15 protein-coding genes and 5 tRNA genes are annotated in these 15,159 nt (G+C 56.8%); 4 read left to right on the top strand and 16 right to left on the bottom strand.

Features of this window, described 5'->3' with window-relative positions; all coding sequences use genetic code 11:
- Positions 1-5 precede the first annotated feature (5 nt).
- The 10 genes from QYH43_RS06020 to QYH43_RS05975 form a co-directional block, all read right to left on the bottom strand.
- Positions 6-86 (bottom strand) — tRNA-Leu (locus QYH43_RS06020).
- 53 nt (positions 87-139) lie between these two features.
- Complete coding sequence (locus QYH43_RS06015) at positions 140-412, bottom strand: HU family DNA-binding protein (protein WP_002552737.1); 273 nt, start codon at positions 410-412, stop codon at positions 140-142.
- Positions 413-560: 148 nt separating this feature from the next.
- On the bottom strand, positions 561-2,957 hold the full coding sequence (lon, locus tag QYH43_RS06010) for an endopeptidase La (protein WP_095059651.1): 2,397 nt from the start codon (positions 2,955-2,957) through the stop codon (positions 561-563).
- A gap of 247 nt (positions 2,958-3,204) precedes the next feature.
- Positions 3,205-4,488, bottom strand: a complete 1,284-nt coding sequence (clpX, locus tag QYH43_RS06005) for an ATP-dependent Clp protease ATP-binding subunit ClpX (protein WP_007982210.1) — start codon at positions 4,486-4,488, stop codon at positions 3,205-3,207.
- Positions 4,489-4,600: 112 nt separating this feature from the next.
- Positions 4,601-5,236: an ATP-dependent Clp endopeptidase proteolytic subunit ClpP gene (clpP, locus tag QYH43_RS06000; protein WP_017339698.1), complete on the bottom strand. Its 636-nt coding sequence runs from the start codon at positions 5,234-5,236 to the stop codon at positions 4,601-4,603.
- Between the two features lie 93 nt (positions 5,237-5,329).
- On the bottom strand, positions 5,330-6,640 hold the full coding sequence (gene tig / locus QYH43_RS05995) for a trigger factor (RefSeq protein ID WP_095059652.1): 1,311 nt from the start codon (positions 6,638-6,640) through the stop codon (positions 5,330-5,332).
- A gap of 386 nt (positions 6,641-7,026) precedes the next feature.
- A tRNA-His gene (locus QYH43_RS05990) sits at positions 7,027-7,102 on the bottom strand.
- Positions 7,103-7,178: 76 nt separating this feature from the next.
- A tRNA-Leu gene (locus tag QYH43_RS05985) sits at positions 7,179-7,263 on the bottom strand.
- Positions 7,264-7,320: 57 nt separating this feature from the next.
- Positions 7,321-7,396 (bottom strand) — tRNA-His (locus QYH43_RS05980).
- A 32-nt stretch (positions 7,397-7,428) separates the two neighbouring features.
- Positions 7,429-7,505, bottom strand: a tRNA-Arg gene (locus QYH43_RS05975).
- Between the two features lie 274 nt (positions 7,506-7,779).
- Here QYH43_RS05975 and folD point away from each other — a divergent pair.
- Positions 7,780-8,634, top strand: a complete 855-nt coding sequence (gene folD, locus QYH43_RS05970) for a bifunctional methylenetetrahydrofolate dehydrogenase/methenyltetrahydrofolate cyclohydrolase FolD (RefSeq protein WP_095059653.1) — start codon at positions 7,780-7,782, stop codon at positions 8,632-8,634.
- Positions 8,635-8,858: 224 nt separating this feature from the next.
- The gene (gene pbpG / locus QYH43_RS05965) at positions 8,859-9,797 is read left to right on the top strand and encodes a D-alanyl-D-alanine endopeptidase (protein WP_095059654.1); all 939 of its coding nucleotides are present in this window, start codon (positions 8,859-8,861) and stop codon (positions 9,795-9,797) included.
- A gap of 118 nt (positions 9,798-9,915) precedes the next feature.
- Here pbpG and QYH43_RS05960 read toward each other — a convergent pair whose 3' ends face one another.
- The 3 genes from QYH43_RS05960 to QYH43_RS05950 all read right to left on the bottom strand — a co-directional run bounded on the left by QYH43_RS05960 (position 9,916) and on the right by QYH43_RS05950 (position 11,169).
- On the bottom strand, positions 9,916-10,131 hold the full coding sequence (locus tag QYH43_RS05960) for a hypothetical protein (RefSeq protein WP_095059655.1): 216 nt from the start codon (positions 10,129-10,131) through the stop codon (positions 9,916-9,918).
- An 11-nt stretch (positions 10,132-10,142) separates the two neighbouring features.
- Complete coding sequence (locus tag QYH43_RS05955) at positions 10,143-10,355, bottom strand: DUF6021 family protein (protein WP_095059656.1); 213 nt, start codon at positions 10,353-10,355, stop codon at positions 10,143-10,145.
- A gap of 94 nt (positions 10,356-10,449) precedes the next feature.
- Complete coding sequence (locus tag QYH43_RS05950; protein WP_095059657.1) at positions 10,450-11,169, bottom strand: peptidase C39 family protein; 720 nt, start codon at positions 11,167-11,169, stop codon at positions 10,450-10,452.
- 178 nt (positions 11,170-11,347) lie between these two features.
- Between QYH43_RS05950 and QYH43_RS05945 the strand changes: the two genes are divergently transcribed.
- Positions 11,348-11,518 carry a hypothetical protein gene (locus QYH43_RS05945; RefSeq protein WP_301156637.1) on the top strand — a complete coding sequence of 57 codons (171 nt, stop codon included), beginning with the start codon at positions 11,348-11,350 and terminating at the stop codon, positions 11,516-11,518.
- 79 nt (positions 11,519-11,597) lie between these two features.
- Here QYH43_RS05945 and QYH43_RS05940 read toward each other — a convergent pair whose 3' ends face one another.
- Positions 11,598-12,344 (bottom strand): TerC family protein, encoded by a 747-nt coding sequence (locus QYH43_RS05940; RefSeq protein ID WP_095059658.1) that lies wholly within the window; start codon positions 12,342-12,344, stop codon positions 11,598-11,600.
- A gap of 28 nt (positions 12,345-12,372) precedes the next feature.
- Positions 12,373-12,615 (bottom strand): hypothetical protein, encoded by a 243-nt coding sequence (locus tag QYH43_RS05935; protein WP_095059659.1) that lies wholly within the window; start codon positions 12,613-12,615, stop codon positions 12,373-12,375.
- A gap of 219 nt (positions 12,616-12,834) precedes the next feature.
- Between QYH43_RS05935 and nhaR the strand changes: the two genes are divergently transcribed.
- Positions 12,835-13,734 (top strand): transcriptional activator NhaR, encoded by a 900-nt coding sequence (nhaR, locus tag QYH43_RS05930; protein WP_095059660.1) that lies wholly within the window; start codon positions 12,835-12,837, stop codon positions 13,732-13,734.
- Positions 13,735-13,738: 4 nt separating this feature from the next.
- Here nhaR and QYH43_RS05925 read toward each other — a convergent pair whose 3' ends face one another.
- A complete protein-coding gene (locus QYH43_RS05925; RefSeq protein WP_301156636.1) occupies positions 13,739-14,893 on the bottom strand; it encodes an MFS transporter in 1,155 nt (384 codons plus the stop codon).
- Positions 14,894-15,159: the final 266 nt, after the last annotated feature.

The raw sequence follows: 15,159 nt of genomic DNA, 5'->3' as shown, positions 1-15,159 counted from the left end.
GTAACTGGCGGAGCGGATCGAGGGCGGCTTGAACTCATGGCCCTCGGCGTCTGTAGCCGGCGACCTGCCGTCTGGACTGCCGCTCCGCTGCCAAGTCAGGCATGACCCCGACCCGGATGGGTAAAAACCTGAATCGAACTTAGTTGACAGCTTCTTTCAGTGCTTTACCGGCTTTGAAACCTGGTTTTTTGGCTGCTGCGATTTCCAGCGTCTTACCGGTCTGTGGGTTACGACCAATGCGAGCTGGACGATCAGTTACGGAGAAAGTACCGAAACCAACCAGAACAACAGAGTCACCAGCCTTGAGAGCGCCAGTGACGGATTCGATTACAGCGTCCAGCGCACGGCCAGCAGCAGCTTTCGGGATATCAGCGGATGCAGCGATAGCATCAATCAGTTCCGACTTGTTCACTCTAAGTCCCCTTATATCTATTTGAGTATGATTCTAAGTTTTTTTGGTGAAAGCAAAACGAGTGCTGAATGGCCTACAGACACTTAAGAGCCGCTTTATAACAAGGGCTCTAAAAAACTGTCAAGGAAGCCCCCCAGGCAAATACGTACTAATGCGTGCTAATTCTTTCCTTGGAATCCGCGTCGCGTTTCTCATCCTTCGCGACTATCTCCGGAGCCACATCCGGCAAGGGCTCCGGCGCGTATTGCAGCGCAATTTGCAGGACCTCGTCAATCCATTTAACCGGTTTAATCTGTAGATCCTGCTTGATATTGTCCGGAATCTCTTTGAGATCACGCACGTTCTCTTCAGGAATGATCACAGTCTTGATTCCGCCACGGTGAGCGGCCAGCAGTTTTTCTTTCAAACCGCCAATCGCCAGCACCTGACCACGCAAGGTGATTTCGCCGGTCATGGCGACATCGGCGCGAACCGGAATGCCGGTCAACGCCGACACCAGGGCCGTGCACATGCCCACGCCCGCGCTCGGGCCGTCCTTCGGAGTCGCCCCTTCCGGCATGTGGATATGCGTGTCGCGCTTCTCATGGAAGTCCACAGGAATCCCCAGGCTCTTCGCCCGGCTACGGACAACGGTCAAGGCAGCCGTGATCGATTCGACCATGACGTCACCCAGGGAGCCGGTCTTGATCAATTGGCCCTTGCCGGGAACGACTGCGGCCTCGATGGTCAGCAGTTCGCCGCCCACTTGCGTCCACGCCAGGCCAGTCACCTGACCGATCTGATCCTGCTGCTCAGCCAGGCCGTAGCGGAATTTACGCACGCCCAGGAAGTGTTCCAGCATGTCGGCCGTGACCTTCACCGAGAAGCGTTTTTCCAACGCATGCTCTTTGACGGTTTTGCGGCAAACCTTGGCGATCTGGCGCTCCAGCCCCCGTACACCGGCTTCGCGGGTGTAGTAGCGGATGATGTCGCGAATCGCGTCGGCGTCGAATTCCAGCTCGCCTTTCTTCAAGCCGTTGGCAGTAATCTGCTTCGGCGAAAGGTATTTGACGGCGATGTTGATCTTCTCGTCTTCCGTGTAGCCCGGCAGACGAATCACTTCCATCCGGTCCAGCAGCGCCGGCGGAATGTTCATGGAGTTCGAGGTGCAAAGGAACATCACATCGGACAGGTCGTAATCGACTTCCAGATAGTGATCGTTGAAGTTGTGGTTCTGCTCCGGATCGAGCACTTCCAGCAACGCCGACGCTGGATCGCCACGCATGTCGCTGCCCATTTTGTCGATTTCATCGAGCAGGAACAGCGGGTTGCGAACGCCCACTTTTGTCATCTTTTGAATCAATCTACCTGGCATCGAACCGATGTAAGTACGGCGATGACCACGAATTTCAGCCTCGTCACGCACACCGCCAAGGGCCATGCGCACGAATTTGCGGTTGGTGGCGTGGGCAATCGACTCCGCCAGAGAAGTTTTACCCACCCCCGGAGGACCGACCAGGCACAACACAGGACCGCGAATTTTCTTCACGCGTTTTTGCACGGCGAGGTATTCGAGGATGCGTTCTTTGACTTCTTCCAGGCCATAGTGGTCCGCGTCGAGGATGTCCTCTGCACGCGCCAGGTCCAGACGGACTTTGCTCTGGGCCTTCCACGGCACCTGAACCAGCCAGTCGATGTACGAGCGCACCACGGTGGCTTCGGCGGACATTGGCGACATTTGCTTGAGCTTGTTCAGCTCGGCCGTTGCCTTGGCCAGCGCGTCTTTCGGCAGGCCAGCGGCATCGATGCGCTTTTTCAGCTCCTCGACTTCGTTGTGACCTTCCTCGCTGTCGCCGAGCTCTTTCTGAATAGCCTTCATCTGCTCGTTCAGGTAGTACTCGCGCTGACTGCGCTCCATTTGTTTTTTGACACGACCGCGAATGCGCTTTTCGACTTGCAGCAGGTCGATCTCGGCATCCAGCAACGCCAGGACGTGCTCGACCCGGGCCGACAAATCGATGATTTCGAGAATTTCCTGCTTCTGTTCGATCTTCAGGGCCATGTGCGCAGCCATGGTGTCCACCAGGCGACCTGGTTCGTCGATGCTGTTGAGCGACGACAGGACTTCAGCCGGGACTTTTTTGCCCAGTTGCACATATTGTTCGAATTGAGACAGCAGGCTGCGAACGAACACTTCCGACTCGCGCTCAGGCGCGTCGACTTCGTCGATCAGGGAGACTTCGGCGCGGCAGTGGCCATCCACTTCGATGAAACGCTCTACAGCGCCCCGCTGCTCACCTTCGACCAGAACCTTGACCGTGCCGTCAGGCAGTTTCAGCAGCTGCAGAACGGTGGCAATGGTGCCGACGCGATAAAGGGCATCTTCACCGGGATCATCGTCAGCCGGGTTTCTCTGGGCCAGCAGAAGAATCTGCTTGTCGCCCGTCATCGCGGCCTCGAGGGCTTCGATGGATTTCTCGCGCCCCACGAACAGCGGGATAACCATGTGCGGATAAACCACGACATCACGCAATGGCAGGAGAGGCAATTCGATGGTTGTCTTCATGATTTCGCCTCTACGGCGGCCATAAGGCCGTAAACAGATGGAAGTAAGCTTGAAACCAAGATGGGGGCTGCTTTGGAAAAAAACAAGCTGATAAAAGTACCAGTTAAAAGAATGCTGCCTGCGGTGGCCCGGGCACGACCGAAAAAGCCGCCTGTCAGGCCGCGATCACAGGCAAAGCCGGCCCCATACGGGGCCCACAATAGCAAAGGGGCCCGAAGGCCCCTTCTTTATTTCAGCTGCGTGACGCTTAAGCGTCTGGCGCGGCCTTGGCAGTCGGCTCACTGTTTTCGTAGATATACAGTGGCTTGGATTTGCCTTCAATTACGCTTTCATCGATCACTACTTTGCTCACCTCGGACTGCGAGGGGATCTCATACATAGTGTCGAGCAATACACCTTCGAGAATCGAGCGCAGGCCACGGGCACCGGTTTTGCGTTCCAGGGCACGTTTGGCGACCGACTTGAGAGCGTCGGAACGGAACTCCAGATCAACGCCTTCCATCTCGAACAGCTTGGCATACTGCTTGGTCAGAGCATTCTTCGGCTCGGTGAGGATCTGCATCAGCGCAGCCTCGTCAAGCTCGTCCAGCGTTGCAAGAACCGGCAGACGACCAACGAATTCAGGGATCAGACCGAACTTGACCAGATCGTCAGGCTCGACTTCACGCAGGGACTCACCAACCTTCTTGCCTTCTTCCTTGCTGCGCACTTCTGCGTTGAAACCGATGCCACCCTTGGTGGAACGGTTTTGAATGACTTTCTCAAGACCAGAGAACGCACCGCCGCAGATGAACAGGATATTACGGGTGTCGACCTGCAGGAATTCCTGCTGCGGATGCTTGCGGCCACCTTGAGGCGGTACGGAAGCGACCGTGCCTTCGATCAACTTGAGCAAGGCCTGCTGCACGCCCTCACCGGAAACGTCCCGGGTGATTGACGGGTTGTCAGACTTGCGGGAAATCTTGTCGATTTCGTCGATGTAGACAATACCCATCTGGGCTTTTTCTACGTCGTAATCGCACTTCTGCAGCAGCTTCTGAATGATGTTCTCGACATCTTCACCCACGTAACCCGCCTCGGTGAGGGTGGTTGCGTCGGCGATGGTGAACGGAACGTTCAGCAAACGGGCCAGTGTTTCGGCAAGCAGGGTCTTACCCGAGCCTGTCGGGCCGATCAGCAAAATGTTGCTTTTGCCGAGTTCGACGTCGTCATTCTTTTTGTCACGCTGGTTCAGGCGCTTGTAGTGGTTGTACACCGCTACGGCCAGAACCTTTTTTGCACGCTCCTGACCAATCACGTACTGATCAAGGATGCCGCTGATTTCTTTAGGCGAAGGCAATTTATGCGCGCTGCTTTCGGCCTGGGCTTCCTGCACCTCCTCACGGATGATGTCGTTGCACAGGTCGACGCACTCGTCGCAGATAAAGACCGAGGGGCCGGCAATCAATTTGCGTACTTCATGCTGGCTTTTGCCACAGAAGGAGCAATAGAGCAGCTTGCCGTTGTCCTCGCCGTTGCGGGTGTCAGTCATTCGTTCGATCCAAATCCGATAGGCTTGCAACACAAGATGAAGGCTATTGCGGGCTTTTTCAAGCCCGCTGGTGATCGGACCCGCCGACCAACCTTATTTTGAGCTGCTTAATTTAAGCGGGGCGCTGGGTGATGACTTCATCGATCAGCCCATACTCACGCGCGGCTTCTGCACTCATGAAGTTATCGCGGTTGGTATCGCGCTCGATTTCTTCAAGCGTACGGCCGCTGTGTTTGGCCATCAGCGTGTTGAGACGCTCACGAATGAAGAGGATTTCCTTGGCATGGATTTCGATATCCGATGCCTGCCCCTGGAAGCCGCCCAGTGGCTGGTGAATCATCACACGCGAGTTAGGCAGGCAGAAACGCTTGCCAGGAGCACCGGCCGTCAGCAGGAACGCGCCCATGCTGCACGCCTGACCGATACAGGTGGTCGACACGTTAGGCTTGATGAACTGCATGGTGTCGTAGATCGACATACCCGCCGTCACCGAACCGCCCGGGGAGTTGATATAGAGATGGATGTCCTTGTCCGGGTTTTCCGCTTCAAGGAACAGCAGCTGCGCACAGATCAGGTTGGCCATGTAGTCCTCTACCGGACCAACCAGAAAGATCACTCGCTCCTTGAGGAGACGCGAGTAGATGTCATAGGCGCGCTCGCCACGAGCGGACTGCTCGACAACCATCGGGACCAGGCCGCCTGCGGCCTGGATATCAGAGTTCTGCTGAATATACGAATTACGGAACATGCTCTGCAGTCACTCCCAAATAGTTATGTCTTGAATACGCATAAGCCAGCTCGAGAGCTGGCTTATGGTGTGTGCTTCTTACCGCAAGAAAGATCAGTCGGCTTGTGGTGCTTCTACCGGCTTGACTGCTTCTTCGTAAGAGACCGACTTGTCGGTCACGCTAGCTTTCTGCAGAACAGTATCCACAACTTGCTCTTCCAGCACAACAGAACGAACTTCGTTCAGCTGCTGGTCGTTCTTGTAGTACCAGGACACAACTTGCTCAGGCTCCTGGTAGGCCGAAGCCATTTCCTGAATCATCTCGCGAACGCGGGCTTCGTCAGGCTTGAGGTCGAATTGCTTGACCACTTCAGCCACGATCAGACCCAGCACTACGCGGCGCTTGGCTTGCTCTTCGAACAGCTCGGCCGGCAGTTGGTCAGGCTTGATGTTGCCGCCGAACTGCTGAACAGCCTGCACGCGCAGACGGTCAACTTCGTTGGACAGCAGAGCCTTTGGCACTTCGATCGGGTTGGTGGCCAGCAGACCGTCCATTACCTGATTCTTGACCTTGGATTTGATCGCCTGACGCAGCTCGCGCTCCATGTTCTTGCGAACTTCGGTGCGGAAGCCTTCCAGGCCGGTTTCCTTGATGCCGAATTGAGCGAAGAATTCTTCGTTCAGCTCAGGCAGCTTAGGCTCGGAAACGGTGTTCACGGTTACGGTGAACTCGGCGGTTTTGCCAGCCAGGTCGAGGTTCTGGTAGTCCTCTGGGAAAGTCAGGTTCAGAACGCGTTCTTCACCAGCTTTAGCGCCAACCAGGCCTTCTTCGAAGCCAGGGATCATGCGACCGGAACCCAGCACCAGCTGAGTGCCCTTGGCGGAACCACCGGCGAACACTTCACCGTCAACCTTGCCGACGAAATCGATGTTCAGCTGGTCTTCGTTCTGGGCAGCGCGATCGGCCACTTCGAAACGGGTGTTCTGCTTGCGCAGGACGTCCAGCATCTTGTCCAGATCGGCGTCAGTCACTTCGGCGCTCAGGCGCTCGACAGTGATGCCTTCGAAACCGGCAACGGTGAACTCAGGGAACACTTCGAATACGGCTACGTATTCCAGGTCCTTGCCAGCTTCCAGGGATTTTGGCTCGATCGACGGCGAACCAGCCGGGTTCAGCTTCTGCTCAACCACAGCTTCGTAGAAAGAAGACTGGATCACGTCGCCTACAGCTTCCTGACGAGCGTCAGCACCGAAACGGCGCTTGATTTCGCTCATTGGCACTTTGCCTGGACGGAAGCCAGCAATCTTGGCCTTTTGGGCGGTCTGCTGCAGACGCTTGTTGACCTGAGTCTCGATGCGCTCAGCCGGCACGGTGACGCTCATGCGGCGCTCAAGAGCAGTAGTATTTTCAACAGAAACTTGCATGGATATTCCTCGTTGCACAGACGTTAGCCGGCCGTTTCCGACCCCAGAATCAAGGGCATGCATTCTAGTGGGTCAAACTCAAGAAGTCACCCTACTGAAAACGGGTAAAAACGCAGCAGGCAATTTATAGGTGCGAATGCACGAATGCACCTCGCCCCGATGGCAATTACAGCCAATCACGCCAGGGCTCTGCGCCACCCCTTCTATATATAGAAGAGACTGCCAATCATCTCCCTGACAGCCGATCTTGCAAGCAAGGCCGGCGGGCAGCGCGGCATCATCGAGAAACATAAATACGACGAAACGCCCCGCCGCTGCGACTCAGAACCTGCAGCCACTAAAACAAAAAAGGCGCCAGACTGTTAAATCTGGCGCCTTTCGGAATATGGGGTGGACGATGGGGATCGAACCCACGACAACGGGAGTCACAATCCCGTGCTCTACCAACTGAGCTACGCCCACCATATTGCATTACAAAGAATGAACGACTTCCTTGTGAAACCCCATTCATGCCAACCGACATGAGCGAAGCTTTATTTGGTGCGGATGAAGAGACTCGAACTCTTACGCCTCGCGGCGCTGGAACCTAAATCCAGTGTGTCTACCAATTCCACCACATCCGCGGATTGAAGCTTTTAAAGCAAAGGCGCCAGACTGTTAATCTGGCGCCTTTCGAAATATGGGGTGGACGATGGGGATCGAACCCACGACAACGGGAGTCACAATCCCGTGCTCTACCAACTGAGCTACGCCCACCATATCGCGTTACTTGTGCCAAAGCTGCCTAATGGCGCACCCGGCAGGACTCGAACCTGCGACCATCCGCTTAGAAGGCGGATGCTCTATCCAGCTGAGCTACGGGCGCCTTGTTAGCTGTAACCTTGAAGGACTACAAACTAAGTGCTTTTCGGTCTTGCAGAACTGTGATTCCGCTCGACCTTCTCAACCAGTGCTAGGCTGTGCCCGACAAGTGCGACGAATAGTATAGAGCGCCCCGGAGGTCGTCAAATCCTTTTTATAAAAAATTCATTTAATTAAAGGGGTTAGAGGAATTTGCAGACCAAGCGCCTTTGCCCTCACCTCATGACATGCGAGAATGCGTTCTCTTTTTTTCCCCTCTCGATGGTTAATCACGCGCAATGACTGCACAACTTATCGACGGCAAATCGATCGCCGCCAGCCTGCGCCAGCAGATCGCCCTACGCGTCACCGAGCGTCGCCAGCAAGGCCTGCGCACACCGGGCCTCGCGGTGATCCTGGTCGGCAGCGATCCTGCCTCTCAGGTTTATGTCTCGCACAAGCGTAAAGACTGTGAAGAGGTCGGCTTCCTTTCTCAAGCTTATGACCTGCCTTCCGAAACCACTCAAGAAGCGCTGACCGATCTGATCGATCGTTTGAACGACGACCCGGCAATTGACGGCGTTCTCCTTCAGCTTCCACTCCCAGAGCATCTGGACGCCTCCAAATTGCTGGAGCGCATTCGTCCAGACAAGGACGTCGACGGCTTCCATCCTTATAACGTCGGTCGCCTGGCCCAGCGCATTCCACTGCTGCGTCCTTGCACCCCTAAAGGCATCATGACCTTGCTGGAAAGCACCGGTGCCGATTTGTACGGGATGAATGCAGTCGTTGTCGGCGCGTCCAACATTGTTGGTCGTCCGATGGCGATGGAGCTGTTGCTGGCCGGTTGCACCGTGACCGTCACCCACCGCTTCACCAAGGATCTGGCCGGCCACGTGGGTCGCGCCGATCTGGTCGTGGTCGCGGCCGGCAAACCGGGCCTGGTCAAGGGTGAGTGGATCAAGGAAGGCGCGATCGTGATCGACGTCGGCATCAACCGTCAGGAAGACGGCAAGCTGGTGGGCGATGTGATCTACGAAACCGCCCTGCCCCGCGCAGGCTGGATCACGCCGGTGCCGGGCGGCGTTGGCCCGATGACCCGCGCCTGCCTGCTGGAAAACACGCTGTACGCAGCTGAAACACTGCACAGCTGAGTTGCAGATTGGCATGAAGAGAACCCCGCCCATCGCGGGGTTTTTTTTGCCTGAAAAAAAAGATCGACCATCCGCCGGAAAATGACGTTTTTTTCATGTTTCCAAGGACTTTCACCTGTTAGTTGAACAACCATCGACAGTTATTCAGCCATACTCCAGAATGTCGCGCTTTTGAGAAATAGCCCGTTACAAACGGCTTATCAACACCTTATGAGTCTGCCAGCGTGAAAATCCGCCTCTCTATCCTGAGCCTATTGTTTGCCGTTACAGGGATTCTCATCACGCCAATCGCCAGCGCTGGCGAAACGACCGCGGCGCCGCGGGACAACACACGACTCAAGCTCGCGTCCGGCAGCACTTTGCTGGTGGATTTACAGACCAACAAAGTCATCTATGCCAATAACCCGGACGTGGTGGTACCCATCGCTTCCGTCAGCAAGTTGATGACCGGTCTGGTGGTGGTCGAAGCCCGCCAAAATATGGACGAGTACATCAACATCAACATCAGTGACACCCCGGAAATGAAGGGCGTGTTTTCCCGGGTCAAGCTCAACAGCGAGATGCCACGCCGGGAAATGTTGCTGATTGCGCTGATGTCTTCGGAGAACCGTGCCGCCGCGAGCCTGGCCCACCACTATCCGGGCGGCTACGTAGCGTTTATTGCCGCCATGAACGCCAAGGCAAGGGCACTGGGCATGACCAGCACGCACTTTGTCGAACCGACCGGCCTGTCTCCGCGCAACGTCTCCACCGCGCGCGACCTGAGCAAGCTATTGGTCGCCGCGCACAAGCACCCCTTGCTGACAGAGCTGAGCACCACCAAACAAAAAACCGTGTCGTTCCGCAAACCCAATTACAGCCTGGGTTTTCGCAACACCGATCACCTGGTCAACAAGCCGAACTGGAACATCGAACTGACCAAGACCGGTTTTACCAACGCTGCTGGTCACTGCCTGGTGCTGGTGACCCATATGGCTAACCGCCCGGTTGCGCTGGTCATTCTTGACGCATACGGCAAGTACACCCACTTCGCCGATGCCACGCGCATTCGCAAATGGGTCGAAACCGGCAACAGCGCGACGGTGCCGTCCGTAGCGTTGCAGTACAAATCGGACAAAAACCTCAAGCAACGCCAGAGCGGCGTGGTTGAAGCCTCGAAGTAACAACGCGACACGAACCTGTGGTGAGGGAGCCTGCTCCCGCTGAGCTGCGAAGCGGCCCCATGGGACAGCTACGCTGTCCAGCAGAAGCAGGCTCCCTCGCCACAGTTTTTTCTAGCGATTAATCATTAGGCAGCGGCATCTGGTCATCATCCGGAATACCGTCGCCAGTGCTCGGATCTCGCCATCCCTTTGGATGCTCAGTCGGCACCACCGTTGGCCGCACCAGCGGATCGCGTAACGGGCTGTTCGGGTCCATCACCGGGTCAGGGTCTTGCTCGGGAGTGGTAGGAACCGTTTCCGGACGCTTGTCATCGAAACTCGAATCGGTAGACATACACACCTCCATCAAGTCCGTGGTTTCAGATCGCCAAGGGGATCGTAGGGCTTCGCCGGAACCTTGGAGTTGTCGCCCGGTTTTATATCCCGCGGCGCTTTGGCCGGACCTGTGGGATCGACTTGAGGATCAGCCAGATCCGGAGAGTCGGGGTCGAAACCAAGTTCATCCCCGGAAGACTGTTCAGACGAGTGTGGGCCCTCGGGCGTAGTGGAATGAGCCATGGGCGCCTCCTGATCGTATGGCCCGAAACAATTCGGGCCTGTACAGATCAGAGGTTGTTAACGGGCGCAGGTGCCCGGCAGGTGACGAACGGAGTTACTGTCCGGCCAAGGCTTGTTTAGCTTTGGCGGCCGCCTGTTCCTGACCGGCCTGGGCCAGGTCGTTCGCGGCCTTGAGCCAGCGCTGTTGATCGACCTGGGCCGGGATTTGCGTCGGGCTCTGGATCAAGACCGCCCAACCGCCAGCGTCCTTGAACGCTGATTCGAACGAGCTGAAGCTCATCCGCGTGTTTCGATTCATGCCGGCCCGCAGCAGGACGGTCTGTTTCTGGCGATTGTATCCGGAAAGAATCGCGTAACGAGGCTCGGTCCACATCACAGAGCCTTCCGTGAAGCGCACCATCACCGGATAACCGGCCGCCACCTGGGTCAACAAGGCGGGCAGATTACTGTCGAGTGGATAAACAACCATTCCATATTCACGAGCAAGGTTTTGCATGTTCTGTTGCAGCTGCGCTTCTGCGCCCGGCAAATGCAAAGGCTTATCGAGCAGGCCCGGCGTGATCACGATCCCCTGCTGGGACAACATGCTCGCCAGCACTTGCGGCCCGCTCTGGTTCGCGACGCCTTTGTAGAAACGACCACTGAGCTCGACACGCTCCGGCAGGCGTTTGACCTGCGGATCAACGCTCCCCGCACAACCCGCCAGGCTGGCCACGATCAGCGCCACCGATAGCGTTCGAGAAATCACTCGCACCATCATCACTCTCTTATTCAGTTGCCAGGCAATCCCATTCCCGGCTTGGCCGACGATCATAGGGGGCGGCGCGGCGTCGGTATAGCCTTAAACGGTAGTTGAGTGTATTGGATAGAGCGAACTGGTTGGTGGTAGCCGACCTTTGGTCAATAGCCTGAAATACAGCAACGGCTAGACTGTGTTCTAAAGAGCAGAAGCACAGCGAGTGCGCCCGCAGCAGGGCAAAGAGGAGGCACAGATGAGCCTGGCAATGACCATCGTGATGTTGATTTCCGGTTGGCTGGCCGTCGCCGCCGCCATGTTATGGGGGGTTCTGCGAGTTACCCGCCGCCACCATCACCACCCTGTTCAGTCAGCGCCGCTGGCGAAAAACGAAGAATCGCCGGTTTCACACGCCAGCGCACACTGACGATTTTTTAACGGGACACAAACAAAAACGGCCGCCTGTACTCCCTTGGAGTCCAGGCGGCCGTTTCATTTAGCGAGGATCAGGCTTCAGCAGCCAAGCGCTGATGCCGGTTGCGACGCAGTATGTTCAGCACCTCGACTGTCGCCGAGAATGCCATCGCCGCATAGACGTAACCTTTCGGTACGTGGGCCCCGAAGCCTTCGGCGATCAGCGTCATACCGATCATGATCAGGAAGCCCAGGGCCAACATCACCACGGTCGGGTTGTCGTTGATGAACTTGGCCAGCGGATCAGCCGCGAACAACATCACCAGCACCGACACCACCACTGCGATGACCATGATCGGCAAATGCTCGGTCATGCCGACAGCGGTAATAATGCTGTCGATGGAGAACACCATGTCCAGCATCAGGATCTGACCGATCGCCGCAGCAAAACCCAGGGTCACGGTCGATGTCGCCGACTTCGGATCTTCTGGCGCCGGGTCCATGCTGTGATGGATCTCGGAGGTTGCCTTCCACAACAGGAACAGGCCACCGGCAATCAGGATCATGTCCTTCCAGGAGAGCGCATGGCCGAGTATCTCGATCACCGGCGCGGTCAACTGGACGATGAAGGCGATGGTGCTCAGCAAGCCCAGGCGCAGGATCAAAGCCATGCCGATACCGATACGGCGTGCCTTCTGCCGATTTTTCAGGGGCAGTTTGTTGGTCAGGATCGAGATGAAGATCAGGTTATCGATGCCAAGCACGATTTCCATCACGATCAGCGTCGACAAAGCGACCCAGGCAGCGGGGCTGGCGGCAAGTTGTAAAAGGTATTCCATGGGTCAGTCCTGACTCGTTGTAAGACGTTTAGATTTCCTGGGAAGAAGATTCGGTTTTTTCCGCATCTTTTTCCGTTGATTCTTTCTTGCTGATCAAACTGCCCGTGGCATCGCTGAGCGCTTGCTCGGCGGCTTTGTGGGTATCGTCAATCGCCTGTTTGGCGCTTTCGGCAGCCTTGCCCATCAATTGTTGAGCGCTTTTCTCGGCCTGGTCGCAACCGGCCAGTACCAGTAAAGACGTAATCAGCAGTGCCGTGGCTTTAACCTTCATGATGTTTTCCTCGATAGAACAAACGAGGCCGAAACGATGGCCCGTTAATAGCGATGCATTCTAGGGGGACAAACACTTCAGGAAAATTCGTATTTTTGCCATGTATACTTCGGTTTTTACGAATATAGGAGCTGCCGAAGGCTGCAATCTTTTGATCTTGTTTTTAAATCAACATCAAAAGATCGCAGCCTGCGGCAGCTCCTACGGGAGAACTCAGCCATGCTCAACTATCGGCAACTGCATTACTTCTGGGTGGTGGCCAAAACCGGCAGCATCGTGCGCGCCTGTGAACAGCTGAACCTCACGCCGCAAACGATCAGCGGGCAGATTTCACTGCTGGAACAGACCTATGGCATCGAGTTGTTTCGCCGGGTTGGTCGGCAACTGGAACTCACCGAGGCCGGTCGGCAGACCCTGCCCTACGCCGAACAAATGTTTCAGCTGGGGGGCGAACTGGAGTTGATGTTGCGCGCCCAACCCAATGAACAGCAAATCCTGTTTCGCGTTGGCGTCGCCGACGTTGTCCCCAAATCCATCGTTTATCGCCTGATCGCACCGACCATGGAACTGAGCGAGCCGCTGCGTATCACCTGCCGCGAAGACAAACTGGAGCGCCTGCTCGCCGACCTGGCGATCCAGCGCCTGGACCTGGTGATTTCCGACAGCCCGATGCCGTCGCACCTGGACATCAAGGGTTATAGCCAGAAGCTGGGGGAATGCGGGATCAGCTTTTTCGCCACTCCGGAACTCGCCGCCCGTTACGGCGAAGATTTCCCGCGTAACCTGCACGGTGCGCCGTTGTTGATCCCCGGTCCGGAAACCGTGGTGCGCAGCCGTTTGCAGCGTTGGTTCGCCGAGCAGCAGATCCAGCCGCAGATTGTCGGTGAGTTCGACGACAGCGCCTTGATGCAGGCCTTCGGCCAATCCGGCAGCGGGATTTTCATTGGCCCGAGCGTGATTGCCGATGAAGTGAAACGCCAATGCGGCGTGGCGGTGATTGGCCAGACCGACGCGGTGACGGAGTCGTTCTACGCCATTTCGGTCGAACGCAAGGTCAAGCACCCCGGCATCGTCGCCATTACCGAAGGTGCCCGACGCCAGTTGTTTACCGAGTTGTGACGTTTCAGGCACAGACTTCGCGAGCTTTGAACGACATCAGCGCAATTGCCAGCAGGATCGAGGCGAGGATAAAACCGGCCGCCGCGAAGCCAAGACCTTGCAGGCCAACGCTGTCGATCACCCGCCCGCCGATCATGGCGCCCAGGCCGATGCCGAAGTTGGCCCCGGCAATGTTCAAGGACGCGGCGAATGCCGGCGCTTCCGGCGCGACTTTCATCAAGCGCACATGGCTGACCAAGAACAGCGCGGCCTGAGTCACGCCCCAGATGCCCATTGCCGCCGCCAGCCCGACGGGCGAATGAATGTTCGGCACCAGCGCCACCAGGCCGGCGATCATGAACGCGCAGAACATCATCGATGCCACCAGCGGGTGACGATCCACCGCGCGACCGCCCAACGAGTTGCCGATCAGCCCGACCGCACCGAAACCCATCAGGCACCAGCCAACCACCGTGCCATTGAAACCGGCGAGCCGCTCAAGAATATCGGCCAGATAGGTGTACGCGGTGAACATGCCGCTGAACACCACGACCGATAGCAAGATGTGCCCGAGTATCAGCGGGCTGCGCAGGATGCTGAATTGCGAGCGAAAGCTCACCTGATGCTGGTGCAAGTTGGTTTTCGGCAAATAGATAAACAGCAGCAACGCCTTGGCGAAAGCGATGACCGCCAGAATGCCGAACGCACTGCGCCAGCCGAATGCATCCGAAATCAGCGTGCCCACCGGAATGCCGAATACCGTGGCGCAGACGATGCCGAAGCCGATCTTGGCAACGGCGCGCCCGGCATAGTCCGGCCCAACGATGTCCACCGCCGTCTCGCTGGCCAAGGCCCAGAACACTGGCAGCCCCAGCGCCGGGACCAATCGGGCAAACGCCATCACCCAGATATTCGGTGCCAGCGCCGCGACCGCGTTGGCCATACCGAACAGGATCAACACCGAGATGAACAGCTTGCGCCGCTCGAAGCGGGAGAAATACGCGGTAAGGAACGGCCCGAATGCGGCGACGGTGAGGGCGAACAGGGTCACCAGTAAACCCGCTTGCGGGATGCTGACGTCCAGATCCCGGGCAATCGCCGGCAACAGGCCAACGATGATGAATTCCGTGGTCAGCACCGTAAAACCGGCGGCGGACAACAGAAGAATCGGCAACAGCATGCAGAACTCCAGAAAAAACGACGACACCAGCGATAGCCCGAAGGCCCACTGGCAGAGATGAAAATGAGGATGGCGAATCTTAACAGAGTGCTTCCACAGGCGGTTGCACGAACCTGCATTTCGCGTTGATTGCCATGGTGGCAGTTCGTCACAGGTCTGAAAGATCCTGCCTACGCTGTGATAAAGTCCGCGCCCTGAAAAACGTACACCCAGTGTTTCCTTTTCGGTTTCCCGCCTGCGGCCTGCCCCGTTTGTTGCTGCAACCA

Source organism: Pseudomonas sp. C32 (assembly GCF_030417915.1).
Lineage (GTDB): Bacteria > Pseudomonadota > Gammaproteobacteria > Pseudomonadales > Pseudomonadaceae > Aquipseudomonas.
This window is presented reverse-complemented; position numbering and strand designations above follow the sequence as displayed.